Consider the following 24,665-nt stretch of genomic DNA (forward strand, 5'->3'; position numbering starts at 1 on the left):
GGCGCTACACCACCGACGCGAAGTCACTGGCTTCGGGCCTGCAGGCACTCGGAAGCCAAGCTAACCACCGTACCCAGAGTTTCCGGCTCGACGTTGGTGGAAATGGCGTCGATCACTTGGCCCACCGTGGCATCGCGGACGGGCCGCTCCACGGCATTGGCCGCCCGTTGGAGCGAGCGAAGCTCGCGGATCGAAAGCTGGCGGCCTGCCCGTGAGGCGATGCAGCGGGCGTCCGCCTCCAGAAACCCGACGTCGCGGATCGCACTGTAGACTTCCTGCTGTTTGGCCGCCGTAACGCAGCCCGTCAGGAGCAGACAGGGCAAAAGCAAAGCTATCGTCGCACGCATCGTCACCCCCTGTTCAATCGCGGCGCCCACCCGATGCCTGGGCACGGGCAGGGATCGCCTGATGATTGAAAGGTAGGCCAAGGGCCCTGCTCCGTCGCTCCGGGTTTTAACGGAGCACGGCGCAAAGATCGTTGGATGGCGTCGACAGAGATGCCCTCCCCATCGCTGCGCGACAGGGAGGAATTAGCGCGGGAAAGGATCAGCTTTCCTTGCGCGACATCTTCTTGCGTTCGTTCGGATCGAGATAGCGCTTGCGCAGGCGGATCGACTGCGGAGTCACTTCGACCAGTTCGTCATCCTGGATGTAGGCGATGGCCTGCTCCAGCGTCATCTTCCGGGGCGGTGTCAAGCGAACGGCGTCGTCCTTGCCGGTGGAGCGGAAGTTGGTCAGCTGTTTGGACTTGAGTGGGTTGACCTCAAGGTCCTGCGGCTTCGCGTTCTCGCCGATAACCATACCCTGGTACAGCTTCTCGCCCGGGTTGATGAACAGCACGCCGCGATCTTCCAGCGCGTTGAGCGCGTAAGGCACCGCTTCGCCCTGCTCCATCGAGATCAGCACGCCATTCTGGCGGCCGCTGATCGGACCCTTGTAGGGACCGTACTTCTCGAACAGCCGGTTCATCACGCCGGTACCGCGGGTGTCGGACAGGAACTCGCCGTGATAGCCGATCAGGCCGCGGCTCGGGGCGCTGAAGGTGATGCGGGTCTTGCCGCCACCGCTCGGACGCATGTCGGTCATCTCGCCCTTACGCTGGGCGATCTTCTCAACCACGGTACCGGAGAACTCGTCGTCGACGTCGATGACGACGGTTTCGTAGGGCTCCTCGCGACCTTCCGGACCTTCCTGGAACAGCACGCGCGGTCGGCTGATCGACAGTTCGAAGCCTTCGCGGCGCATGTTCTCGATCAGCACGCCGAGCTGAAGCTCGCCGCGGCCGGCGACTTCGAAGGCGTCCTTGTCGCGGCTCTCGGTGACGCGGATGGCGACGTTGCTTTCGGCTTCACGCTCGAGCCGGTCGCGGATAACGCGGCTCTGCACCTTGTCGCCTTCGCGCCCGGCATAGGGGCTGTCGTTGACGGCGAAGCTCATGGCGAGCGTCGGCGGATCGATCGGCTGCGCGGCGATCGGCACGCTGACCGTCGGGTCGCAGATGGTGTTGGAGACGGTAGCGTCGGTCAGCCCGGCAATGGCGACAATGTCGCCAGCCTGGGCGTGCAACACGGGGACGCGCTCAAGACCTTCGAAGGCGAAGACCTTGGTCGCGCGGCCGGTCTCGACGACCTTGCCGTTCACGTCGAGCGCCTTGATCGGCATGCCAACCTCGAGGCGGCCACTTTCGATCCGGCCGGTCAGGATGCGGCCCAAGAACGGATCGCGGTCGAGCAGAGTCGCGAGCATCGCGAAAGCGCCGTCGGGGTCGAGGTCGGGCGCCGGCACGTGGCTGACGATGGCCTTGAACAACGGGTCAAGGTTGCCCTCGCGAGCGGCCGGATCTTCGCTGGCGAAGCCCGCGCGGCCCGAGGCGTAGAGGACCGGGAAGTCGAGCTGCTCGTCATTGGCGTCGAGATTGACGAACAGATCGAACACTTCGTCGAGCACTTCGCTGGGGCGAGCGTCCTGCCGGTCAATCTTGTTGACGACGACGATCGGACGCAGACCGAGGCCCAGCGCCTTGCCCGTGACGAATTTGGTCTGCGGCATCGGACCTTCGGCGGCGTCGACCAGGAGAATCACCCCGTCGACCATCGAGAGGATGCGTTCCACCTCGGCGCCGAAGTCGGCGTGGCCGGGCGTATCGACGATGTTGATGTGGGTGCCGTGCCATTCGACGCTGGTGCACTTGGCGAGGATGGTGATCCCGCGCTCTTTCTCCAGGTCGTTGGAATCCATGGCCCGTTCCTCAACGCGCTGGTTTTCGCGGAAGGTGCCGGACTGGCGGAACAACTGGTCGACAAGCGTGGTCTTGCCGTGATCGACGTGGGCGATGATGGCCACGTTGCGAAGGCTCATGGGATCAGATCTCTAACGAGGGAAGAAAGGGGGCGGCCCTTAGTGGGACTCGGCCGCCCTGTCTACCTCAGTCGACGGGCCGAAATACGATATGGCCGACTGCGGTGTTCGATGCAGGCACGTGATAGAAGCGATGAAGCTCCTCCACCTTTTCGCCAAGCGCGCCACGCATGATGAGCCACATGATCAATTCGATGCCCTCGGTCCCCGCTTCACGCAGGTAGTCCAAGCGAGTGATCTTGCGCAGATCCTCGGGGTCGTCTGCGAGCTTGTCGAGAAAGGCGTTGTCGAACTCCGGGTTGATCAAACCGGCGCGTTCGCCCTGGAGCTGATGGCTCATGCCTCCGGTACCCCAGATCTGCACGTTGAGCCCCGCGGGATAGGACTGCACCGCATCGCGGATCGCCGCACCGAGCTGCCAGCAGCGCTCGCCAGAAGGAGTCGGGAACTGGGTGACATTGACCGCGAGCGGGATCACCCGCACCGGCCACTCCTCGCGCTGGCCGAACATCAGCGAAAGCGGGACTGTCAGGCCGTGGTCGACCGCCATCTCGTTCATCAACGTGAGGTCGAAGTTGTCGATCACAAGCTGTTCGGCCAAGTGAGCGGCGAACACCGGATCGCCGATGACCGTGGGCACCGGGCGGCGGCCCCAGCCCTCGTCGGCCACTTCGAACTCTTCCGCCATGCCGAGCGCGAAAGTCGGCACGACGTCGAGCATCATCGAGCTCGCATGGTCATTGTAGCAGAGGATGATGACGTCGGGATCTTCGAGCTTTTCGAACTGCTTGACCCATTCATAGCCGTCGAACACCGGCTTCCAGTATTCGTCCTGCGTACGGCCCTGGTCGAAAGCGGCGCCGATCGCCGGGACGTGGCTGGTGGCGATACCAGCAGTGATCTTGGCCATTAATTCTTCCCTTTGATCGAGCGCTGGCCTTCGGGCGAGCGGCCCCCGGCGCGCATCATCGCTGCATACTCGTCGGGGGTCAGGTCGGTCATGGAGCTGACCGCCTTTTGCGTGCTCCAGCCATCGGTGTTCGACAGCTTGACCAGGAAATAGATGTTGCCGCCCAAGTCTATCAGCTTGGTGAAGTCGCGATCCAGGACGGCCTGCTTCTGCTCGTCGCTCATGCGGAAGCGGTCGAGATAGGCCCGCTCGTCAGCCTTGAAGGCCTCGCGGTTTTCTTCCTGCATCAGCGACATGCAGAACTTGTGCAGGTGATAGGCCTGCCGGCTGCGTATCGCGTTGAACACCGTGGTGCCGGGAATGTCGTTGAGCTCTTCGAGCGAATAGAGGCGGGTGCGCATGGCCGGGGGGCCCTCCTGTCTGCCGAACGTTACCAGATGGGCTGGAGTTCCGGAAATCTAAGCGCGGCCCCATACTGCCTAAATCTCGAAGGGGAACCCCCAGTTGCAAATTAAGCAACTCCATCCTCCCCGTCGTAATGCGCTGGGGAGGTGGCAGGCGCGGAGGGCGACTGACGGAGGGGCACGTGGCGCAACGCCAGCCCTTCCACCATCCGCCGCGCCAACTGTGTCCGTCCCATCGCTTCGCGACGGGCAGGACTGCGTCAAGACGGATCCTCAGAACAACCGCGAACCGTTCGGCACTGGGTTGTCGGGCGAAAACAACACCACCCGATCCTCCTCGTCGGCAAAACCCAGCGTCAGCACCTCCGAGATCATCTTGCCGATCTGGCGCGGTGGGAAGTTCACCACCGCCGCCACTTGTCGCCCGACCAGTGCGTCGGCCTCATAGAGCGCCGCGATCTGCGCCGAGCTCCGCTTCACCCCGATGGTCGGGCCGAAGTCAATGCGCAGCTTGAGACTCGGCTTGCGCGCTTCGGGAAAAGGCTCGGCGGCGACAATGGTCCCCACACGAATGTCGACCCTCAAGAAATCCGCAAAGTCGATCTCTTCGGCGGGAGCTGTCGCCGGGTCGTGGGTGAGGTGCATGGGCTTGTATTCCTTGGCTCGGAGTTCGATCTCCCCATAGCCGTCCGGGCCTGAACGGAAAGGCCGCCAGGACCTTGGGCGATGCAAAAGAACAACTGTCGCCGCCCCAAGAACGCAGGGGGGTTATCCTGCGGCCCGAGTTTGCTAGGGGGGGTCCGATTTCATGGGCGCCGTCTCGCGCGCCTTCGCCGGAGAGAATTGATGAACGAACAAGTGCTGACCAAGCCGGTCGCCGCTTCCGCCCTTCACCCGCTCGAACAGCTCGCAGCGACCAACGCGGACGCCGAGATTTGGTGGGACAGCAGCCCGCTGATCTACCCGAGCTGGAAGGAAGAAACCCTCGCCAAGGCGCCGGAAGGCCAGCGTGCGGAGTGGGAGGCTCAGCTGACCCGCTTCTATGACGACGCGACCATCCAGTCGCAGGGCACCATGGGTTTCCGTGGCGTGACCACCAACCCGCCGCTGAGCCTCCAGGCCATCAAGCTGGCGCCGGAAATGTGGTCGGCCGAGATTAAGCAGATCGCCGCCAAGAACCCCGGCCTCGATGTCGAGGGCGTGTACTGGGCCATGTACCTGGACCTCGTAAAGAAGGGCGCCGACGCGATTCGCCCGGTCTACGACAAGTCGGGCGGCAAGTTCGGCTTCCTCTCGGGCCAGGTTGATCCGCGCTTCGTGCGCGACGGTGACAAGATGCTCGCACAGGGCCTGACCATTGCCGCCCAGGGCGAGAACGTCATGGTCAAGCTGCCGGGCTCGAAGGAAGGTTACGAGGTTCTCGAGGAGCTGACCGCGCTCGGCATCAGCACCAACAACACCACCAGCTTTACCGTGCCGCAGTACTTGCGTTGCCGGGCAGCGGTCAGCGCCGGTCTGCTGCGCGCCCAGGCCGCTGGCATCGACCTTTCCAAGTGGCGTTCGGTCATCACCCACATGTCGGCTCGCCTCGGCGAACTGAGCGACTGGAAGACCGAAGCCAAAGCCCGCGGCATCGAACTGAGCCTGTCGGAAATCCGCGACGGCGAAGAAGCCGTGCTCAAGCGCGCCTATCACCACGGCAAGGAAATCAGCCACCCGTCGAAGATGCTGCAGTGCTCGATGCGCGTCGAAAAGGATGACCGCACTGGCAAGAACGTCAGCCGCCACATCCAGGACTTCGCCGGGAGCGACATGGTTTACACCTGCCCTCCGGGTTACATCGCCGGTCTGATGACCGCCGGGCTCGAACCGTTCGATCCCAAGGCGATCGACCGCGAGCCGAACAAGGCGAGCATCGAGAAGCTGCTCAAGCTGCCGAGCTTCCGCGCGGCTTACGAATACGACGGCATGACCCCCGATCAGTTCGCCCACTTCGGCGCCTTCAAGGCGACCGAAACCGAATTCGCCGCCGCCACCCGGCAGACGGTCGACTTCGTGCGGATGACCCTGGGCGGCTAAGCTTCGCTACAGTGTCGGACTTAGATCGAGGGCGCCGGTTTCGGCGCCCTCTTTCGTTTGTGACGGCACCCACCGGGTGAAGTATAAGGCGCTCGGGTTGCTGCCACTCGCTCCGGAGGGGAGGTCATGCGCCTGCGCTATGTCATCAAGTTTGTCGCCGACATGGAGCGAGCGGTGGCCTTTCACCGCGATTCCCTCGGCCTCCCCCTCAGGTTCTCAGCGCCCGAATGGACCGAGTTCGAGACCGGCCCAACCACGCTGGCGTTGCATCCCGAGGCAGAGGGCTATCCGGCGGGACATTGCGAACTCGCCTTCGCCGCCGACGATCTCGACGCCTTCTACGCCGAGCGCGATCAGCGCGGCATCGAGTTCATCATGCCGCCCACCGAACTTCCCGGTCGGCGAATAGCGAGGTTCGTCGATCCCGACGGCGCGGAGACCAGCGTCGGCGGTTAATGCGATGTGCGGGAAAAAGTGAGCGCGCTTTCCTCGGGTCGCGTGAAAAAGGATCGCGCGCTCGCCATCGGGTTTACGGGGAAATGCCTAGTCCGCCAGAGGCCTGCGCACCCCTGTCCTGTTTTGGAGCAGGCGGGCGGGCGATGGTTTCGCACTCGCCGGGTTGTGCGACACGCTCGCCCCCACGCTCTTGTGGCTCGCGCTATAAGTCGCGGTGTCCTGCCGGCTGGCGAGCACGAGGTGCCCCACGTCGCCCTCCACCCGGTTCCCCACCAACTGCGCCCCGTCGAGCGTCAGGGTGCCCGAGGTCACCACCTTCGTCGTGCCGCCCCCGGCCAGAACGGTCCCGCGGTGGCTCACCTCCTCGCCCGCGTAAGCGCCTTTCGCGGACGAGAAGCTGGCGTTGAGCCTCGGGCCCGCCTGAGCGCCGCCGATACCGAGCGACACCCCGACCCCGGCGCCGACCGACTTCGATGTGCCGCTGACCGTATCGCGCTCGGTTGCCGCCTCGGCGATGATCCCCCCGTCCGCCGACAGCAGCAGCGCGTTCGAAGCCACCACGTCGCTGCCCGTCACCCGGATGGTCGAGGCCGCGCCCGCGCCCGAGGCGATGAGCTTGATGTCGTGGCCACGGACGGTGCTGCCGATGACCGTCTCGTCGTGGCTCGCGCCACTCGAACTGGACTTCGAGAAGCCGAGGCTGAGCGAGACATTCGCCCCGCCGAGCGCCTTGGGATCGCTCGTCACCGCCTCAGCCGCGTTGTGAGCCGCGAGCCCGCCGGCGAGACCTGCCACGGCGGCTACTGCGAGCGCCCTGCCAATGAGCAGAGAAATGCCAGCCCAGGTGACAGGAGGTCGCAGGCCGACAGGGTACGCGGCACTTGCCTCAACTTATCCGCCCGAAGTGTCACCTTAAGATCCGTTCATATTGTAAGGTGACGAAGTATGCGCTGCTGACCGCCGAGGGCAACGTTTGGGATCAAATCCAAATCTCTTAAAACCTGACGGAGACTTCAGAAAGCGAGATTGCCCCTCGAAAAATTGAGAAAAAAGGTGAACAGACTCGTATCAAAAACTTTCTCAACTCCCGGCCCTAACACGCAAATTCTTGTTTTAGGGGATACTGAAGTATCGAGATAAATGTAGTTTCCGAAATCATCTTCCGAAATAACTATATATTTATTTCTATAAGCACCTAATTGTTTCCATTCTCGAAGTTGTTTTGTTACGGAAACGACGCTTTGCCAAAGTGACGGACCGCCGGCGCCCGTCGCCGGCAGGCCATAGATAGCAATTCCAGGTGCCAAAATGGCCCCGTACGTCCGCAATAGATCTGAATATTCGGATGGAAATCGAACGCCTAGTTCTAATTCGGCACCTTCTATAGTAAGATCATCAACAGGACCAAAGAAGCTCCCCGAGCGACATAATCGATCAAACTCTTCAAACGTCGTTGCCATGGCTCTCGGCCGTCCCGTCGAGGCTGTCGGCGATCGTCTTGATCTCGCTTGCCGCGAGGCCTTGCAGCACATTGACCGCGGCGCCCTGCGCCAGGCCGCCGAGCGAGCCGGTGATATCGCCACCCGCCGCACCGGTGATCGCCGTGGCGAGCAGCCGGGCCGCGCTGCCACCGCCATAAGTCTGGTTGAGCTTGTCGGCCTCGGAGGTCAGCCGCTCGTACTCTGCGGTATCGCCCCGCGCCTGGGCGGCTGCCGCCTCGTCGCGCAGGACCGTCTCCGCCTTCGCCCGATTGGCGAAGACCGTACCGGTCTCCTTGGCCAGCGTCCGTGCGGCGTCGAACCCGGCGGCGATCTCCTGCCGCTCAGTGTCGTCGAACTCGCGGATGAGGGCGCCCGCGTTGGCGTGCGCCGGGTCGCGGCTGACGCTGGCAGCCGCAGCCAGGCTCGCCGCGTCGGGGGAGGTGATCTCGATCGTCCCGGGCGCGATGGCGGAGACGGTCGTGCCCGACTGCCGGCCCGAGGCCCCCAGCGCCACCGGCGGGGTTGCCGAGACCCTGCCGAGGCCGGGCAGGTTCACCCCCGCGAGCGAAGTGCCCAGGTCCCGGGTGCCGCTACTCGCGGCGGTCTTGCCGATATGGGCGCCCAGGCCGAGATCCAGCTGGGTCTGCGACGCGCTCCAGCGCTCGCGGTTGTCGATCTCGCCCAGTTCGAGCGTGCCGGTCGAGAGGCGGTTGTTCGCCGGGTCCGCCTCGCTCGCGATCACCGCGCCGGTCAGGCTGGTCTTGCCCGCGACCGCAATATCGTACCCGCCCGACCCGGCATAGATCCCCGCCTGCTCGGCCACGCTGGCGTAGTCGCCCTGCTGCTGGCCCGAGCCCAGGTTGAGCGCGCCGTTCTGCGGAAAAATCTCGCATTGCGGGGCGTAACGAAATTGTGCTTCGAAAGAGCCGAGCAGGGTGTGGCAAATGCGCCGAACTCACTCTGTTGCAGGCAAGAATCTCGCGCCCGTCAAACCCGCGCATTCAAAGGCATCTTTCAGCCGCTCGCTCACAATTATATAGGTCCGAATGCCCCCTGATGTAGATGGTCAATTTTTGCTCATCATACGTCATTAGATTAATGCATCGAAGCCGAAGTCCTCTGCAAAACCCTCCGAGAACTTTCTTCGCAAAGGATCGCCTTCATTCACTTGTTGTTTTTTGACGGAACTCAAGAATTCTTTTACGAATTCGCCTCCCATCTCCCTAATTTCTTTAATAATTCCCTCCATCATCTCGAGGGCGAAATCCGGATTTATCTGAGAATCATCAGATGATTCAAGGCAATACAATATGCTTAACAAGCATTTTGTGAGAGGTTCAATGTCATAATTTTTCACCTCAGGATCACTTTTACTGCTATACTTGTTCTGCATCTTCCCACTAATCGTTCGAAGATTTCATCGAGGAGGACTGGCGTATTTAGGACGACTAGCCAGGCTCCCTCAACCATAATGGATCATCGGCCGAATTTTTAAAATCCGAATCCATAAGCTTCCCAAATTTCAGTTCTGATACAATTTCTGTCGGAGAAACAATAATTCTCGGGAAATTCTTCATCCCTTTTGCAAGATATTTTTCGACCCAAAAAGGAGCATCCTCAAATACCTTAAAGAACTTTTCGAACACGTCTAGAAGTGTCGGCTTTTCAGGGTCAATTAGACACTTCTGGTAATCGAAAAGGCCGTAATTTCTATTGAATGGATAACGCTCCCACTTAATCTGATCGGATGAAATTTTCGCGAATTCCGCCTTGAGGTTCGCCGTTTCCGTTTTGAACCGTTCAAGATTTTCTTCATTCACCAAAGTTCTGTACAAATCACGAGAAATGGTCGTGTAACGATCTTCCAAAACTCCTTCATAAATTAGATCGTTTAGGAGAAGAAAAAATGTCTCAACGTCTCCCTTCGTACCTATCGAGGAAATATGATTAGGAAAAACTAATCCGAAGGAATTCCTTCGTTTATCCGTAAGGTCACTTGGTCGATTTAGAGCCATGATTAATCTACAAACCTTATGTCGGCGGGTGAAAGTCTGCCGTTTGTTCTATGGATGACGCCATCAACGATGGCCTCCTTTTGAGCCTCAGTTACGACTTGACCTCTGATGTCGATGCTCAATTTTTGATCCATTCCTTCAGGAATGTGATCCGCCTGCTTGTTGATCGATTTGCCCGCTTCTCTGACTAGCGAGCTTTGACCTCCTGGCCGAGACAGATCATAGTTCTTCACCTCTATCGCGCAATTTCCTACTGCGCAGTCGATTTTGACACTGCCCTTCGTCCCCCCGGACACCGAGTTCTGGTCCTTGAAAGACTGCTGCCCGGCTCCGCCCGTTTCCTCCAAAACGTCCCGTTCCGATTGTCTCCATGTTGGACGCCCCTCGCTTCCCTTATTCGTCACCCCACCCAAGACGGCGGAGAGCACGGTCGAGCCGATGAGGTCGATCCCGGTGGTCTGGTTGTAGGTCGGGTTATCACCGCTCTTGTACTGGTTCTCGCCAAATACCTGCCCGAACGCGTCATCGCGCAGCAAGGCATCGCCACCCACGACGACGTGCTCCTTGCCCATCTCGATCAGGCCATTGATCCCGGTCACTTCGCCGACCGTCGATTTGACGATGCCGCCGATCCCACCAAGCGCCGTGCTGCCGAGTCCGACGGCATCTTTCACCCAGGCCGGCGCGTTGTTATAAGCGCTGCCGGTCTTCTCCAGCACATCCACCGCGAGACTGGCAGTCCTGCCGTCCTTCGACAGCCGCTGGGCGGAGACCACGATCTCTTCGGCGCTAATCTCCTCAAGCCGGTTTCTCAGCGCAGCCTGCGCATCGGGAGAGTCATCTCCGACCGCGGCGTATTCCTCGAAAGCCTGTTTGACCTTGTCCTTGCGTTCGGGTGACAGTTCAAATTGGTTGCCATCGCGCGTTAGACCGGCATTCAATTCAGCGGCGGCGGCGAACAAGCCGCTTTCCTCCATCGCCGCAACGGCAGCATCTGCCTGCTCTTCGGAAAACCCGCCCTCGATGATTTTCAGACGGGCATCCTCGATGATGTCCTCCCTTTGCCGCGCCTCATAGCTGGGCAGCAGGCTGTCGACCCGATCGACCAAGGTTTCGAACGCCCCCGATTTGCGCTGATCGTCGGATAGCGAGGCCGCTTCCGCGATCACATCATCCGCCGCACCTAGCGGGTTACGGCCGAGCTGTTCGGCGACCCCGATAGTCACGCTGTCTTTCTCGCTTGAGACCAGCGCCGCGACCTCGCGCGCCGCGGACTCACTGGCATAGATGGTGAACCCGCTCTGCTCGTCCTTGGTGACGAACTGCGCCTGCGTCACATCGCGGTTGATTGCGTCGAGCGGGTTGCTTTCCTCCGACGCGGCAACCGTGATGCTGCCTTGTCCGATCGTCCCGCGCGTCTCTTGTTCGAACGCTGAACTGGCGTAACTGCTGTCGATCACCGGACTATTCGCGCCCGCCAGGCCGCGCTCGGACGGATCGTTGACGTTCACCGATACGCCGACCGAGATGTCCTTGCTCTTCGCGCTATCGGCTATGTCGGTCACGAGCAGCTTGCCGGTGTCGAGGGTCAGGCGTCCGCTGTCTTTGCCGGCTTCATCCAGAGCGGTGATCACGCCGCCCTTCACAGTGGTCGTGCCGGCAACATCGGCGTTCAGCGAGCCGCCATGGGCAATGAGCCCCGTCTGCCCTGTCACCACCGCTGCCGATCCGGAACCGTGCGACCCCGAGGCGCCCAACGAAACACCGAACTGCGTCGTGTAGGCTGCGCCAGAGGCATTGTTGGGTCCGGACTGGGCCGACCCAAGCGAAAGGCCCGCGCTGATACCCCGGCTGGTTGAGTCATGGCTGGAGGTATCCTGTCGGCTCTCGACCGTCAGATCGCCGCCGACCGAGACGTTCACATCGTGGCCCTGCGCCAGCGCTCCGCTCAGCACCGTATCGCGCCCCGAAGACAGGCTCAGCGTTCCACCCGCGCTCAGCGTGGCGTTGCGCTGGGTCTCGATTTCGGACGCGCTTTGTCCCTTGCTGTTTGAGAACCCGGCCGAAACGCTCGAGGTCACACCGCCCGCCAGGCCTACACCGACGCTCACGCCCAGGCTCGCGCCCGAGCTCGAACTGTGACTTTCGCTCGCGAAGCGGTTGGCCGCCGATTCCACAATCAGGTCACGCCCGGCATCGACGAACAGGTCGTTCGATGCGGCGACATCCGATCCGATCACCTTGATGTCGCTGTCGGCAATGAGGTTTACATTGCCCCCGGAGATCGTCGAACCTGAGACTAGTTCTGAGTCGGTCTCGGTGGTCGACTGCGATTTCGAGAACCCGATGCTGGCCAAGACCCCGGCGGCGTTGGTTACGGCGCCGAGCACACGGTCGACAGTCTGCAGCGCTTCCGATCCAGCTGTCAGGACGCTCTGAGCTGCGCCGCCTGCTGCGCCATCGGAGATGCGGCCGGGCAGGCCGGCCGCGCTGTTCACCGCGCCCGAGACATTTTCGTAAGGCGTAATCGATAGTCCAAACGACGACGACTTCGACGCGTTGGTGGTATCGACCGTGTCGGTGACATGCTCGATGATCACGCGCTCGCCTGCGAGCGTGGTCTTGCCCGGCGAGACAACCTGACTGCCCGAGACCGTCAGCACCCCATCGGCCACAAGCGTGGCATTGCCGGTGGCCGAGCCGACCAGCGACCCTTTATGGGTGACGCTGTCGACCGTACTCTCGTTACGGTTGTTGGCTGCGCCCAAGAACAGGCCTCCACCGCCCACGCTCAGGCCGCTCTTTTTGACCCGAGCGCTCTGTGCCTCATGGTCCTGCGCAGCCATGGCCCCGACCGTGAGAGTGCCGCCGGCGACGACCGACACATGCCCGGTGCCGACCACGTTCGATCCCAGGATCGTCGTATCCCCGGTGGAGCGCAGCCTCACCGTGTCGCCAGACAAGGTCGATGAGACGACTTCCTGGTCGGTGCCCTCGTAATGGGTGGTGGTCTTGGTCGAGGAGAGCATCCCCGACTTCTTGGTTACCTGGTCGCTGACCAGGCGGGCGCTGTCCGTGACGCCTTCGATACGGATCGTGCCCGCATGGGCGGTAAGCGCGCCACTCGCCACGACCTCTCCCCCGCGCACCGTCAGCGCGCCCGAAGTTGAAATCGCTAGGTCGCCGCCTGCGGTGATCCCGGAGAGCACATTTGTCCGGCTCTCGCTGCTTGTGGAATAGCGTGTCTTACCCTGCCGGCCGGCCGCATCGCTGCTGGTCGTATCGAGCGCGCTCTGGATGGTGATGCGCTCGTCTGCGACAAGGCCGATGTCTCCACCGGCCGAGACGTCCGAGCCCGTAATCGTAATCGCGCGGCCTGACACCACGCCAAGATTGCCGCCCACGGCAAGCCTACTGCCCGCATGGGTGACCGACTGGCTCTCGCTCGCCCCATAGTTCTTCTTCGAGGTACGGAACGCGCTCTGCGTGTCTACACCATCGGCTGCCGCGCTCACGTTGACGTCACGGCCAGCCCGCAGCAAAGCGTCTCCATCGGCGGAGAAGGTGGTCGCTTCGAGGTTGACGTCGCGGCCCGCGATCAGCCGGGCATTGCCGCTAGCCTGGACGCTGCCACCTTGGTGGACTGTTGAGACTGTGCTCCGGCTAACGCCGCCATAGGTGGTCCAGGTGGTCGCGGTTCGTGATGCCGCAGCTTCGAGGTTCAGGTCGCGCCCTGCGGCCAGAGTGAAGTCGCCGCCGGTGATCGTCCCGGCCCGGTTGGTTAGATCGTTGGTAGCTGAAACCAACCCCTCGGCCCCCAGATCAAGGCGACCCGTATTGAGGATATCGTTGCCCAGAACGAGGGCGCTGGTGCTGGCTCGCACAACGCCGGTATTGGTAAGTGTATCGGCCGCGCGCAGGACTACGTCGGTGCCGGCGATGATGGCTCCGGCGCTGTTCATGTCGCGTGCGCTCACCTGGCTCAGGTAGACGCGTGGCGTGAGCACCGTTTGGGGCCCGCTGGGCGTTTGCACCGTCACTTCGACGAGCAAGACCATGTCGCTGGTCAGTGTCGCCATCTGCTCGGCCGTGAGACCCACCCCGAGCGCGAGATCGAACTCTTTGATGTAGACCGCACCAGCGTCCATCAGCGCGCGATACTGCGCCTCGTTGTCCGCGTGGCCTGCCAGCCGTCCGACACCGGCGCTGGCCACAAGCTGGTTGGAGATCAGCTGCTGCTCGAAAAGCGCGTCACCCATCCGTCGCTGAACGCGGGACGGGTCATAGCCGAGCCGGTCCAAGAAGTAGTCGCTCGAAAGGAAGTCTTCGCGATTGGTAAAGGCGGGATCGGTTTCCACCAAGTAGTTGGCCGAAGGATCGGCGTAGCCAAACAGTCCCCCCAGACTGAGCACCGGAAATCCACCGACGACGATGGACTGTCCAGTCAGTGCAGCAAGGGAGAAGCCGAATGGCTGCGCTTGGGCGGGTGTTAGCGGAACGCCCGAGACGATCGGGGTTACGAAGGCGCTATCAGTTCCCTCAACTCGCGCGATATTCGTAGTGCCGCCGATCGCATCGATGGAGAGCTCCAGGCCTCCGGTGACTGGCGCGGCCGCGTTGGCCGTTCCGATGCTGCCGCGATTTACGTCACGGGAACGCGCTGCGTAGTCGGCAGCCGTTCCCGCGTGCGCGCCGAGTTCGAGATTGTCAAAAGAGCGCGAGTTGATGTCTACAATGTCGCCGGCGGAGACCACGCCCGGGGCCAGGGCGAACTTTTCAGAGGTGACGATCTCTTTGCCCTGAACTGGAACGGCTACCGGGTCTGATCCTGGGCAAGATTCGATACAAACCAAGTAGGACCAACTCGGCTTGATGGTCGTAATTCGTTTTCCTACCAGGCCGATATTTTCAAATCCGTCACGGACCACATCATCAGTTGTGCTGTATACTTGACCGTCATTGAATACAAACTTCCCACCAGCAACAACACTTGAGTAGCGATTTAAGAATTTATCAGCATAAGCAACGATATCACCGCCCGCGACAATGCTGGCTTTTCCGCTGTCGTTCGTAATAACTGATTCAGTTATGCTGACTTGGGCGCTCGCATCAGTGAGGACCACGTCAAGAAATGGATTTTCCGAATTTGGTGGGTCGTCAGGGTTAAGTGGCACCTCATCGCCGGTTATGGTCTTGGACTCGATGACCTCCGTCTCCCATGCGAGACTGGTCCGCTCGTTAATGATCGATCCGGCCACAATCTCGATGGATCCCTGGGCCTGAATCGTCGACGAGCCGTTGACGAGCGACGCCACCGATCCGCTGCTCCCAAGGCCGCCGATGTAGAGATCGCCCGACGAATAGATCCAGGCGCCACCAAGATTTTCGATCGCACCCGCACTTTGGAGCGCGAGCAATCCCGAACGCGTGGCGATGATGGCGTCCTTGCCCTCGTTCAGAATCGAGCGCGCACCGTTAAGTCCCACGGTATCGCCGTAAATGCGCGCATGGTTAGCTAAGTTCTCGGCGTTAAGCGTGACTTCGCCCGCGTTGATCAGGCCCCGGTTGAGCAGGTCGGCCGAAGCGTCGAGCCACACGACATTGCCCGCGATCGTCCCGGCAGCTTCGTTCGTGAGGTGGCCGCCGGCGAGTATGAGTACGCCAGTGCCGCCCTCCAGATAGCCGCGGTTGATGAAGTCGTGCCCGGCCTTCACGGTCAGCAGACCGGTCACTGCTCGGTCGGGGCCCTCATAGATAAAATCGCTTGTCGGCCTGAGCGTGAGGTCACGGCCGGTGACTAGGTCGCCCAAAACCGCGTTGATGAAGCCAAGCGAAAGATGTTCGCCCGCGGCGAAGGTACCCGCTTCGTTGTCGAGCAAGGCGGCGTCTGCCACCAGTTCCCGCTCGGAGGCGATGCTGCCGCGATTGGTCAGCGGGCCGCTGGTGGAAAGGCTGGCGTCTCTATCGGCCCAAACCACTCCGTCGACGGCGTTTGTGAACGTGGCGCTGGCAACGGCCAAGTCGCGGCCGGCCGCGATCGTGCCTTGGCCGTTATCGATAGTGGTGCCGATCAGCGTGACATCGCCGTCGCCGCCCAGAGTTCCCCGGTCGTTGAGAAGCGTCGTGCCGGAAAACGTCAGGCCGCCTGCTCCCGAGACGATCTGGCCCGAGCGATTGTCGAGATCGGTTACGGCAATAGCAAGCGCGCCATCGCTGCCGATCTCGCCACCGGTATTGATCAGGCTCGTACCGGCAAGTCTAACGTCCGAACCGTAGACGGAACCGCCGTTGACCAGCGAGCCGACATCAAGAAAGATTGCCTGACCCAGGATCGACCCCTGATTGCTGAGGGTCGCCGCATTGAACGTAAGGGCGCCTTGCGAACCGATCGTTCCGGTGCCGTTGGCCAGCGTCGCAGCGCGCCCGGAAAGACCGGGGATAGTAAGACCGGAGCCGCCCCGCGCGACGATCGAACCGCTGGCGTTGTCGACGGCATCGGCGCGGAGGGTCAGGCTGGCGAGACTGTCGATCGTGCCTGCGTCATTGGCGAGGCTACCCGCGATCAGGGCAAGGTTCCGGTCGGATTGGACTACGCCCGCCAGATTGGAAAGCGCGCCCGAAACAGTGATGTTCGCGCCCTGCGCCGCCGAGATCTGTCCGCCATCGTTGCGCAAACTGGCCGCGCTTACCTCAAGCGTGCCATTGGTGGCGATGAGACCGGCGACGCTGTTGTCCACCTGATCTGTGACCTGCAGCGAAAGGACGCCTGCACCACTGTGCGTCACGCGTCCGCCCCGGTTGGCTAGCGACCCTGCGGTAAGCGTCACGCCGCCCGTCGCGAATACCTCGCCCCCGGCATTGTCGAAGACCTCGCCGACCTTCCCGGTAAGCCAGCCCAGAGACTGGAGCGTGCCGCCCCGATTGAAGAAGGTGCCGGTGTCGAGGGTGACGCTGCCGCCCTGCGCTGCGCCGTCGGAGAGGTCGATAACATCGGCCGAGAGAACAAGGGCGCCCGGGGTGAGAAGCAGGCCACCAGTACCGCTGCTCAAGGTGCCGTTATCGGCTGCCATCGTGATGCTTGCGCCATCGACGGTGGCTCCGCCGAGCGCCAGATTTGCTGAGCGAGCTCTGACGGCAAGCGTTCCCCCGGCGGTCAATCGAGTTTCGCCATCCAGGCTGAACGACGTGGCCGTTGCAGTTACGTCACCCGTCGAACCGATAAGCCCTGCTGATGCCGATACCGCGCCGGCAACGTCAAGCACCAGGTTCGCGCCGGCCCCCGTTGCCAGAAGCGAGCCGTTTGAGCCGCTGAGCGACCCCAATCGGGCATCGAGTCGCCCGGTTGTCTCGATCGCTCCGCCCGAGTTGGAAACGGCGCCAGCGTTAAGTACCAAGCCATTGCCGGAGACGATGAAGCCGCCATCGTTCGCAAGGTCGCCCAAGATGTCGATCGTCGCTCCCGAAGCGACCGTCATTTGCCCCTTGGCGCTATCGAGGCGGCTTCCAGTCAGCCTCAACGTGCCGTTGGTGGCGATTTGTCCGGCCGAATCATCTATCGCTCCGGCACTCGTGAGGCTCATCAATCCGGCACCGCCATGAAGGATGGCGCCCTGCCGACCGATGATCGTGCTGGCACTGAGGGTAAAGTTCCGACCTCCGGCGAAGATCTCACCCCCGGAATAGTCGAGCACGCCGCTTGTCGTCAGTGCGAAGTCGCCATCACCGGTCTGACTAATTCTGGACCGGCGAAGCGAAAGTACCGAGCTGTTGAGGATGATGTTGTCGGCCTTCACCGAGCCGTCATCGAGCTCGATCGCGTGAGCGGCCAGGCGGGCGGTTCGCTCGCTTATAAAATCGCTGCCGATAGCTTGAAGCGAGCCTGCGACAATGACACTCAGGTCACCGGCACTGACAAAAAGCGAACCTGTGCCAACGAAGATGTCCTGATTGGTCGCGCGCAGATCGAGCGCCCCCAGCGCGGTCATTTCGGAGCGGCCAAGCGAGATGGAGGCCGCCGCCAGCGACACATCGCCATTACCGCCGATGCGCAGGGAACCGCCGGCGAGTGCGCCGCGACTGGAGAGGGTCAGAGGCCCAGAGCCGAGCGCGAGCAATTCGGTATCGCCAAGATCGATCGTTCCGGCGCTGAGCGTGAGGGCCGTCTCCGCCTGAAGCGATCCGCTCTGCGCCAGGAACGAGCCACCATCGACCAGCAGGCTGCCGCCCGAACGGATCTGTCCTTTGGTCGAGAGCGCTCCGGCAACGCGAAGCGATTGGTCCTTGCCGCTGTAGAGCGTGCCGGCGTTGTCGAGGCTCGCCGCGGAAATCGTGAGCGCACCGTTGCCGGCAATGATGCCGCTGCTGATCAGCGAGCCGTCGATCTTGGCGGTGGCCGTACCGGCTCCGGCATGGGTGATGTCCCCGGTATTGGTCAGAGAACCGGCGCGAATGACAAGATTGGTGCTGTTGGACTGAACCGAACCGCCATTGGCGAAGGTTCCGCCCGCACTCAGCGACGCCGTTCCCTCCCCATGCCCGGCGAGGATCGTTCCCGCATTCACCAGATCCTGAGCGACCGTCCCCGTGATGCGCCCGCCAGCCAAAGCGCCATCGATATCGATCGACAGGTTAGCCGCACCGATGGCCAGGGCGCCGCCGGCCTCGATCGCCCCATCGACCACCGTGACGTTACGCCCGGCCACCAGATTGAGAGCCCCACCGCCCGCCACCAGCGCCCCGTTCGTCAGACGAACATCGCTCGCGACTGCCACCTCGAGCGCACTGGCGGCCGTAACGCTCGCGCGGGCCCCGTCGAGCCCAAGGTCCGACGCAGCAAGGCGCACGTCGCCGTTGCCGCCGATCAGGCCATCGGTGCCGGTGATGGCGCCGGCCAGATCAAGCCGCAGCGTCTCGGTGCCAAGGGCCTGGATGGCGCCCTTCGTGTTGGCGAGACTGCCGCCCGCAAGCGTCAGGGCACCCGCCGACTGGAACACCCCGCCCGTATTGACGACCGCCCCGCCTCGAACTTCAAGGCCGGTGTCTGCACCGACAAGGCCGTAACTGTTATCGAGGGTTCCGGCGCTGATAGCGACGCTGGAACCGCTAAGGATGCCCCGATTGACGAGGCTGTCCCGCGCCGTCAGGTCAAGAACACTGGCGCTGCGCGCCTCTCCGCTGACATCTATACGGTGCGCAGAGGCCGTCAGTCGATCACCCTGAACACGGCCATCGATGACGATTGCCTCGCCGCTCAGAGCCAGAGAGTCGTGGGCCAGGATCTGCCCGCCCAGCGATAGCAGTCCGGTGCTGGTAAGCGTGAGACTACCCGACTGGCCGATCCTGCCATCCCGGCCCAGGCCCGCCCCCAAGATTCCGTTCGTGTCGATATGTCCCGATGCAACCGAAACATCGCCGCCACTGGCAAGGAGACCCGACCCCGTGAGGCCCCCACTGGTCACGGATACCGCGCCAGCGGCGTAGAGCTGCCCCACCACATCAACGCTGCCGGTCGTCTTGAGGGCGGCGACCGTGTTGGCTGTTACCGTTCCGCCAATACGGATTTGTCCATCGGCCGTCAGCGCGAAACCCTGTTCGAGGGTCGCCAGCGTGCCATCGACGTTCACCCCGAGCCCGGCCTCGGTCCCGATCAGCCGGATCGAGCGGGCGTACATGCCGCCGAGCGCACCAACATCAATCGCAAAGGCAGGTGCCGTCTCGACCGCGCCGCGCCGCGCGGTCACGACGATCGGATCGTCCGGCCCGCCCGCTGCGACATTGCCTGCGCCCGCGCTGGCTTCGATCCGATCGGCCCAGATACCCGCGTTGATGTTGAGAGCCCGGGTAAATAGATCGAGGCGCGCGCCTGAGGCATCGAGTCCTTTGCCGCCAACAGTGATAGCTCCGCCATCCACCGCGTATCCCGTCGCGCTCCCGTCCGGCCCGAACACGGCCCTGCCGGTAGTCAGCGTCGCCCGAGGCGTATTGATGAAGCCGCAGCCCTTGCAGAGGATGCCATTCGCGTTGGCGAGGACGACCTGCGCCGCCGGCCCGGCGACTTCAATGTAACCGAGGAGCCGTGAGGGATTGGTGCTCACCACCTCGTTGAGGATGACTCGCGCGGAGCCCGAACTCTTCAGGTTGCTGTTGCCGTCGATGTATCCGCCAAGGTCGGTAGTAACGATCTGGCCGCTGTTGTTGAGGATTAGCCCGCGGGCATCGACGTTGAAGTCACGATAGGTGTTGTAGCTGACGCGCCCCCGGTTCGGTGTCCTGATCTTGACCACCGGCGTGCCGTTCGCCGACATGTCTAGCGAAGGGGCATCCGGCCCTCCGGGGACGACTTGCGCGGCAACAGGTGCCGCGGCCAGAGAGCCGGCCAGGCTGGTATAGAGCAGGTGCCGGGTGATCGCCGCCAGCGACGAGGACGCTCCAAACCGATGCCGCGCTTGCTGCCCTGTGCTGCTCATGACTTACGTCCCTTTGCTTTCGATGTCGTGGGAGTGCGGCGACGTTTCCCGTGCCACCTGCGCCGATTCTTCTTCGGCGTTACCTCTGGCGATGGAGAGGCCGCGTCGTTCGGCGGCTGAACTTCATCGATGTCGCCCAGAATGCCCTTGATGGCGTTCACCGCCGAGCGAAGGCTCGTGCGTTTCTCGTCAGCCAATTGCAGGAACACTTCATGCAGTGGCCAAAGCTGCCACCACAGCCTGTCGCAGGGATTGAGACTGTCTACCGGATACCAGGCGCGCGGCAGCCCGCCGCGGCCCCGCAACTCGACCTCGTATTTTTCCTGGTGGTGCCGCAAGCGGCAGCAACGCAGGAAACGAGCCGGGCTGTTCTCCAAGTTCTGCGGATTGGGGGCCGAGGCGTTGAAGGAAACCAGGACGATTTCCTGCATCGCCGCGACTTGTTCGCGGAGCTCGGTCAACACCTCGAGCTGCCAGTCGGTCCGGTATTTGACCTCGACCAGCTGCTTGGATTGTTCATCACCTGCCGTGACCACAAAATCGGGCAGCTTGCGGATCGCGGCCGGATAGGCGAGCGCGCGATAGTGTTCCAGGGGGTGGCGGTTGAGGCCCGGTATCAACTTCTCGATGCCAAAGTCGGTCACACGATAGCCGGCATCTTCGAGCACCGCGCGCACGATGCCTTCGCTCATTTCCTTCTTGAGCCGATTGCTGAAATCCATCGCTAGAATCCCATCGCCGCCGAGACGCCGAACCGAGCCCGGCGGCGGTCGCTGATGTTCTTCCCGAAAGCCGGACGGGCGGCGAAGGCGTCGAGACTGAACGGTCCCCGGCCGGTCCTGAGGCCCAGACCCAGGCCGCCGCGCACGCCCGAGCCTTTGTGGACCGCCCCGGCATCGAACAAGGCATAAGGCCTGAACTGGTCGGCGATCCGCAAGCCAAGTTCCTGACGGACGAACCAGCCACTTCGGCCCAGTTCGGCCGTGTCGCTGTCGAGCCCTCGGACAGTGTAGGGACCACCAACCGAAATCGTGTCCGATCCGTAAAGGTTGCGGTGGCTGAACTGCCCGTGGAAGTCCGCTCGCCAGCTTTCCAGCACACCCGCGCGAAGCGGGACTGTCAGGCCAAAATCGGCGCTGAAAATTCGATAACGGGCGGTCGGCAGCGCCTGGGGCCGATCTGCGGTTTCCTCCTGCGCGCCGAACCAGTCGGTCCCGACCCTCAGCGAGATCATGCTGTCTAGCCGTGCTAGTCCCAAGCTCCGCCGGTCGCTCAGAGCCAGTTCGATGTCGGACAAGTCCTGCCGCTGGATGCCGATCTCGATATCGTCGATGAAGTTGCGCCCCCAACGCCGCGAGAGCGTCAACCTGGCTGCCGACTTCGACACCTGATCGCGATGGATCACGCGTTCGCCATAGGCCGACAGGGCACTCAGCTTGCCGCGCGTCTCGAAAGAAGCCACCTCGCCAATCACCCGCTGGCCGTGGCGGTTGGCCGAAGCACTCGCGCCTAAGGTCCACCATCCCGCGGGAACCGAGACGCTCGCAGAGCTTCCCTTGCTGTTTGCTGGAATGCCCGGTGCCTTAACGCGCTGGTTGTAGGACAGGCTGACGACTTCGGAAAAGCCCAGCAACCCCATCACGGCGAGCTGCCCCGATCCCTGCCAACGCCCAACCGTCGGGCCGGCAAAGTTGTTGATCGAAAACGAGGCCGAAAACGGATTCGCCCGGCCCAGCGTGACGTCAAGGACCGTATCACCCGGCCCCTCGCCAGGCGTCATGTCGACATTGACCTCGCGGCCCGGCACGCGGCGAAGCTGCTCCAGACCTTGTTCGAGCCCACGCAGGGTGATCAAATCCCCCGCATCGATCGGAGATGCCGCCTCCCAGGTCCGCGCCCCGTCCTGGCCATTGGTCCGCACACCGCTCGCCACGCCCGGCACGACGACCACCTTGAGCGTCCCACGGGCAAAGTCCTGCTCCGGCAGGCCGGCCCGCGTGGTCACCAGCCCGCGATCGAGAAACGCGGCCTGCAGGCTCTTGAGTATATGATCGAGGCCAGCGGCACCGACACAGCGGCCCCGATATTGATCAAGGTGCCGCGCCACCCAGCGCAGGCCGCGCCGCTCGGCCCCTTCGATCTCCAGCCGCTCGATCACGAAGCAGGGGTGCTCTTCGGGAAACGGACCCAGCACCGGCTTGCCTGGTTCTGGCAAACTGACCTCTGGCTCCTGCTCGCGCGCCGCCCGTTCCTGCGCCTGGCGTTCCGCTTCGAGCCGCGCGCGCTCCCTCGCAAGAACCTCGCCGGTCTGCGCCGTGGCTGGCTGCGCGAAAGCAGCCACGCCCGCCAGGCCGACAACAGTCAGAAGACCATATCGCGCAAGCGATATCACCTCCCGCAAGAACTTGCGGCGAGCAGGCGCCCCCAAAGAATGTCCTCCCCTTTTACGTTATAAAACAAAGACATCGGGAGCGATGTCGCCAAGGGGCGGACGCATCAATACGTAGCTTTACCGAGATCCTCTGTCGTCTGGACGTCGGGCAAGGGCGGTGGAAGCGCAGCTCCCAATCGTCCCAGAGTGGGCTCGGAAAGCTGGGGCGCGCCGCAAGCGCCTGCTCTTCGCGCGTTCGCGCCTTTGCCTGCCCTCATTCCCCTCGGACGTGGCAGGGGAATTCCATCGTAATCAGCGCTTCCACACGTACGTCCCGGCCTCGTTGGCAAGCGTCAGGCTGAGCGTGTCCCCGACGATCGTATAATTTCGGACAGACCCAAGGTCGCGCGCGATCCGCGTATCCCACGCCGCCTCGCCACAGAAGGCCCGGGTCATCGCGCCGGGACTGAACGAGATCGTCCCGCTCGTCGTGCTGGCCCACTGGCTGGTCAACCGGTTGCAGTCGAGGCGAAATGCCGCAGTTCCGTCAGTCATGAACTCGACCGAGTAATTGCCGGGGTTCGGTGGCACTTCGCGGCCCTTTGCCTCGTCGGCGGATTGGAAATAGGAGAGTTTCCAGGCGTTCCCTGAAAGCGATTGTGGACCGGTGGCTGACTGGTCGGCGGTCGTGCAGGCCGTGGCCGCGAGTAACGGCAAGAGAATGGTAGGGATTTTGACTGCTCGCATCACGATCTCCTTCAATGTCCCCGTCGGGGGAACGGTCTCAACCGGAGGTGGAACTCGGGAACAGCCAGTCGCCGGCGAGCGCCGGCACGACCGGAGGAGTGATCTTGCAGGTCTTGGCGAGTCCCTTGACCACGCGCTGAACTTGTTTGGCGACCTTGCCGCGCTCTGACTTGGAAGCCTTGTCGCCGACATCCAGTTCGCTGAACGCGGTCGACGGACAACCGCGCAAGGCGGCGATAATCGTCACCGTACCCGCATTGTGCTCGGCGCTGACGACGAGATCGCCAGAAGTGAACCCGGCCTCGCACTGTGTAGGGGAGCACGGTTCCGATCCGGCCCAGAGTTGACGGGCCAAATGCCACTGGTCAGGCTCGAGCTTGTAGAGATCCTCCGGTTTCGAGACGTCGACTTCGCTGGCAGGGATCTCGACGATTTCCTGCGCCAAGACGCCTGTCCCTACGCCCAGCGCCGCTGCAATCAGCCATGTCATGCGCATCGCCACGCTCTCCTGGCACGATGCGCACAATAGGACACGGGCTGGGCCGCTGTCAGTCAGGGGAATCCCTCCCCCGAGGGGCCCAGTCTAGAACATCTTGTCGAGGTTCGCGTCGCGGAAGGTGTAGGTCAAGGCCAGGCCGCCGGCGAACTGGTCGCGGGATCCAAAGGTCTCGACGATCGGAGAATTGGCCGCATCTCCAGTCAGCCGGTCGTACTTGGCAAAGACCTCGATCCCCAATTTCTCCGAGAACTGGGTTAGGAACGAGGCTGTTGCGCCATAAGCCTGGATGCCGCCATTGGCATCGAACGCCGGGAGGCCGCTGGGACCCGCATCGGCCGGAGCGACGCTGAAATAGGCGTCCTGATACCGGTTGTCGCTCCATGTCAGGCGCGGGCCGATCGAGAACAGCCACTTGTCGTGATCGCGCAGGATCACATCGGCTCCGGCCGTGCCGACCCAACCCTTGTGACCTGTAAGCCCCTTACGAATTTCACCGCGGATGCGGAAGTGGTCGCCGAGGTCGTACTTAATGACGGCTCCGGCCTCGAAGCTGAAGCCAACCTTGGGCAATTCGGCACCAACATCCTTGGCGGTTCGAGAATCTTCGAAGTTGAGGATAGGCCCGAAGGCGAACCCTCCAACGTTGATGATCTCGATGCCGAACCCATCATCTGGCGCTTCGAACTTGAACGGATCGTCGCCACGGACCGCATCAAAGTTGATCATGGGGCTCGGCTGGAGTTCGTCCGAGCCCGGATAGCGAGGGAAGAACTGGATGCCGCCGGTCAGGCGGTAACGCCGCGGCTCCTTTACCTCCTGAGAGGCATCCTCATCTTGCGCGGCTGCAGGCACCGCAAGGAGGATAGCGAATGGGCCGGC

At 62.6% G+C, this 24,665-nt stretch carries 18 protein-coding genes; 2 read left to right on the plus strand and 16 right to left on the minus strand.

What is annotated here, in order from left to right; translation table 11 throughout:
* Positions 1-23: 23 nt before the first annotated feature.
* The 5 genes from KK137_RS10345 to KK137_RS10365 all read right to left on the minus strand — a co-directional run bounded on the left by KK137_RS10345 (position 24) and on the right by KK137_RS10365 (position 4,317).
* Positions 24-347: a hypothetical protein gene (locus tag KK137_RS10345; RefSeq protein WP_214536359.1), complete on the minus strand. Its 324-nt coding sequence runs from the start codon at positions 345-347 to the stop codon at positions 24-26.
* Positions 348-546: 199 nt separating this feature from the next.
* Positions 547-2,358 carry a translational GTPase TypA gene (typA, locus tag KK137_RS10350; RefSeq protein ID WP_214536360.1) on the minus strand — a complete coding sequence of 604 codons (1,812 nt, stop codon included), beginning with the start codon at positions 2,356-2,358 and terminating at the stop codon, positions 547-549.
* A 67-nt stretch (positions 2,359-2,425) separates the two neighbouring features.
* Positions 2,426-3,268: a class III extradiol dioxygenase subunit beta gene (locus KK137_RS10355; RefSeq protein WP_214536361.1), complete on the minus strand. Its 843-nt coding sequence runs from the start codon at positions 3,266-3,268 to the stop codon at positions 2,426-2,428.
* Positions 3,268-3,669, minus strand: coding sequence for a protocatechuate 4,5-dioxygenase subunit alpha (ligA, locus tag KK137_RS10360; protein WP_214536362.1), 402 nt, complete (start codon positions 3,667-3,669; stop codon positions 3,268-3,270). The genes KK137_RS10355 and ligA overlap by 1 nt, the downstream gene beginning before the upstream one ends.
* Before the next feature lie 276 nt (positions 3,670-3,945).
* Positions 3,946-4,317 (minus strand): tRNA-binding protein, encoded by a 372-nt coding sequence (locus KK137_RS10365; protein ID WP_214536363.1) that lies wholly within the window; start codon positions 4,315-4,317, stop codon positions 3,946-3,948.
* A gap of 201 nt (positions 4,318-4,518) precedes the next feature.
* On the opposite strand from KK137_RS10365, the gene KK137_RS10370 reads away from it, so the two are divergent.
* Positions 4,519-5,751 (plus strand): transaldolase family protein, encoded by a 1,233-nt coding sequence (locus KK137_RS10370; protein ID WP_214536364.1) that lies wholly within the window; start codon positions 4,519-4,521, stop codon positions 5,749-5,751.
* Positions 5,752-5,877: 126 nt separating this feature from the next.
* Positions 5,878-6,207: a VOC family protein gene (locus tag KK137_RS10375; RefSeq protein WP_214536365.1), complete on the plus strand. Its 330-nt coding sequence runs from the start codon at positions 5,878-5,880 to the stop codon at positions 6,205-6,207.
* A gap of 87 nt (positions 6,208-6,294) precedes the next feature.
* On the opposite strand, the gene KK137_RS10380 is transcribed toward KK137_RS10375, so the two are convergent.
* From KK137_RS10380 to KK137_RS10430, 11 genes are all read right to left on the minus strand, one after another.
* Positions 6,295-7,002, minus strand: a complete 708-nt coding sequence (locus KK137_RS10380) for a hemagglutinin repeat-containing protein (RefSeq protein WP_214536366.1) — start codon at positions 7,000-7,002, stop codon at positions 6,295-6,297.
* A gap of 218 nt (positions 7,003-7,220) precedes the next feature.
* Positions 7,221-7,667 (minus strand): SMI1/KNR4 family protein, encoded by a 447-nt coding sequence (locus KK137_RS10385; RefSeq protein ID WP_214536367.1) that lies wholly within the window; start codon positions 7,665-7,667, stop codon positions 7,221-7,223.
* Entirely contained in the window at positions 7,651-8,511 is an 861-nt protein-coding gene (locus KK137_RS10390; protein ID WP_214536368.1) for a hypothetical protein, read from the minus strand. The genes KK137_RS10385 and KK137_RS10390 overlap by 17 nt, the downstream gene beginning before the upstream one ends.
* Before the next feature lie 267 nt (positions 8,512-8,778).
* Positions 8,779-9,081, minus strand: a complete 303-nt coding sequence (locus KK137_RS10395; protein ID WP_214536369.1) for a hypothetical protein — start codon at positions 9,079-9,081, stop codon at positions 8,779-8,781.
* A gap of 55 nt (positions 9,082-9,136) precedes the next feature.
* Entirely contained in the window at positions 9,137-9,556 is a 420-nt protein-coding gene (locus tag KK137_RS10400; RefSeq protein ID WP_214536370.1) for a hypothetical protein, read from the minus strand.
* A gap of 149 nt (positions 9,557-9,705) precedes the next feature.
* Positions 9,706-20,169, minus strand: a complete 10,464-nt coding sequence (locus tag KK137_RS10405; protein WP_214536371.1) for a hemagglutinin repeat-containing protein — start codon at positions 20,167-20,169, stop codon at positions 9,706-9,708.
* Entirely contained in the window at positions 20,166-20,861 is a 696-nt protein-coding gene (locus KK137_RS10410; protein ID WP_214536372.1) for a hypothetical protein, read from the minus strand. Before KK137_RS10410 ends, KK137_RS10405 begins: the two co-directional genes overlap by 4 nt.
* 32 nt (positions 20,862-20,893) lie before the next feature.
* Positions 20,894-22,561: a ShlB/FhaC/HecB family hemolysin secretion/activation protein gene (locus KK137_RS10415; RefSeq protein WP_214536373.1), complete on the minus strand. Its 1,668-nt coding sequence runs from the start codon at positions 22,559-22,561 to the stop codon at positions 20,894-20,896.
* A 291-nt stretch (positions 22,562-22,852) separates the two neighbouring features.
* Positions 22,853-23,287 (minus strand): META domain-containing protein, encoded by a 435-nt coding sequence (locus KK137_RS10420; protein ID WP_214536374.1) that lies wholly within the window; start codon positions 23,285-23,287, stop codon positions 22,853-22,855.
* Positions 23,288-23,324: 37 nt separating this feature from the next.
* Positions 23,325-23,783 (minus strand): hypothetical protein, encoded by a 459-nt coding sequence (locus tag KK137_RS10425; RefSeq protein WP_214536375.1) that lies wholly within the window; start codon positions 23,781-23,783, stop codon positions 23,325-23,327.
* Between the two features lie 87 nt (positions 23,784-23,870).
* Positions 23,871-24,638 (minus strand): MipA/OmpV family protein, encoded by a 768-nt coding sequence (locus tag KK137_RS10430; protein WP_214536376.1) that lies wholly within the window; start codon positions 24,636-24,638, stop codon positions 23,871-23,873.
* Positions 24,639-24,665 lie beyond the last annotated feature (27 nt).

Origin of the sequence: Croceibacterium selenioxidans, assembly GCF_018599195.1 — a bacterium.
Classification (GTDB): Bacteria; Pseudomonadota; Alphaproteobacteria; order Sphingomonadales; family Sphingomonadaceae; genus Croceibacterium_A; species Croceibacterium_A selenioxidans.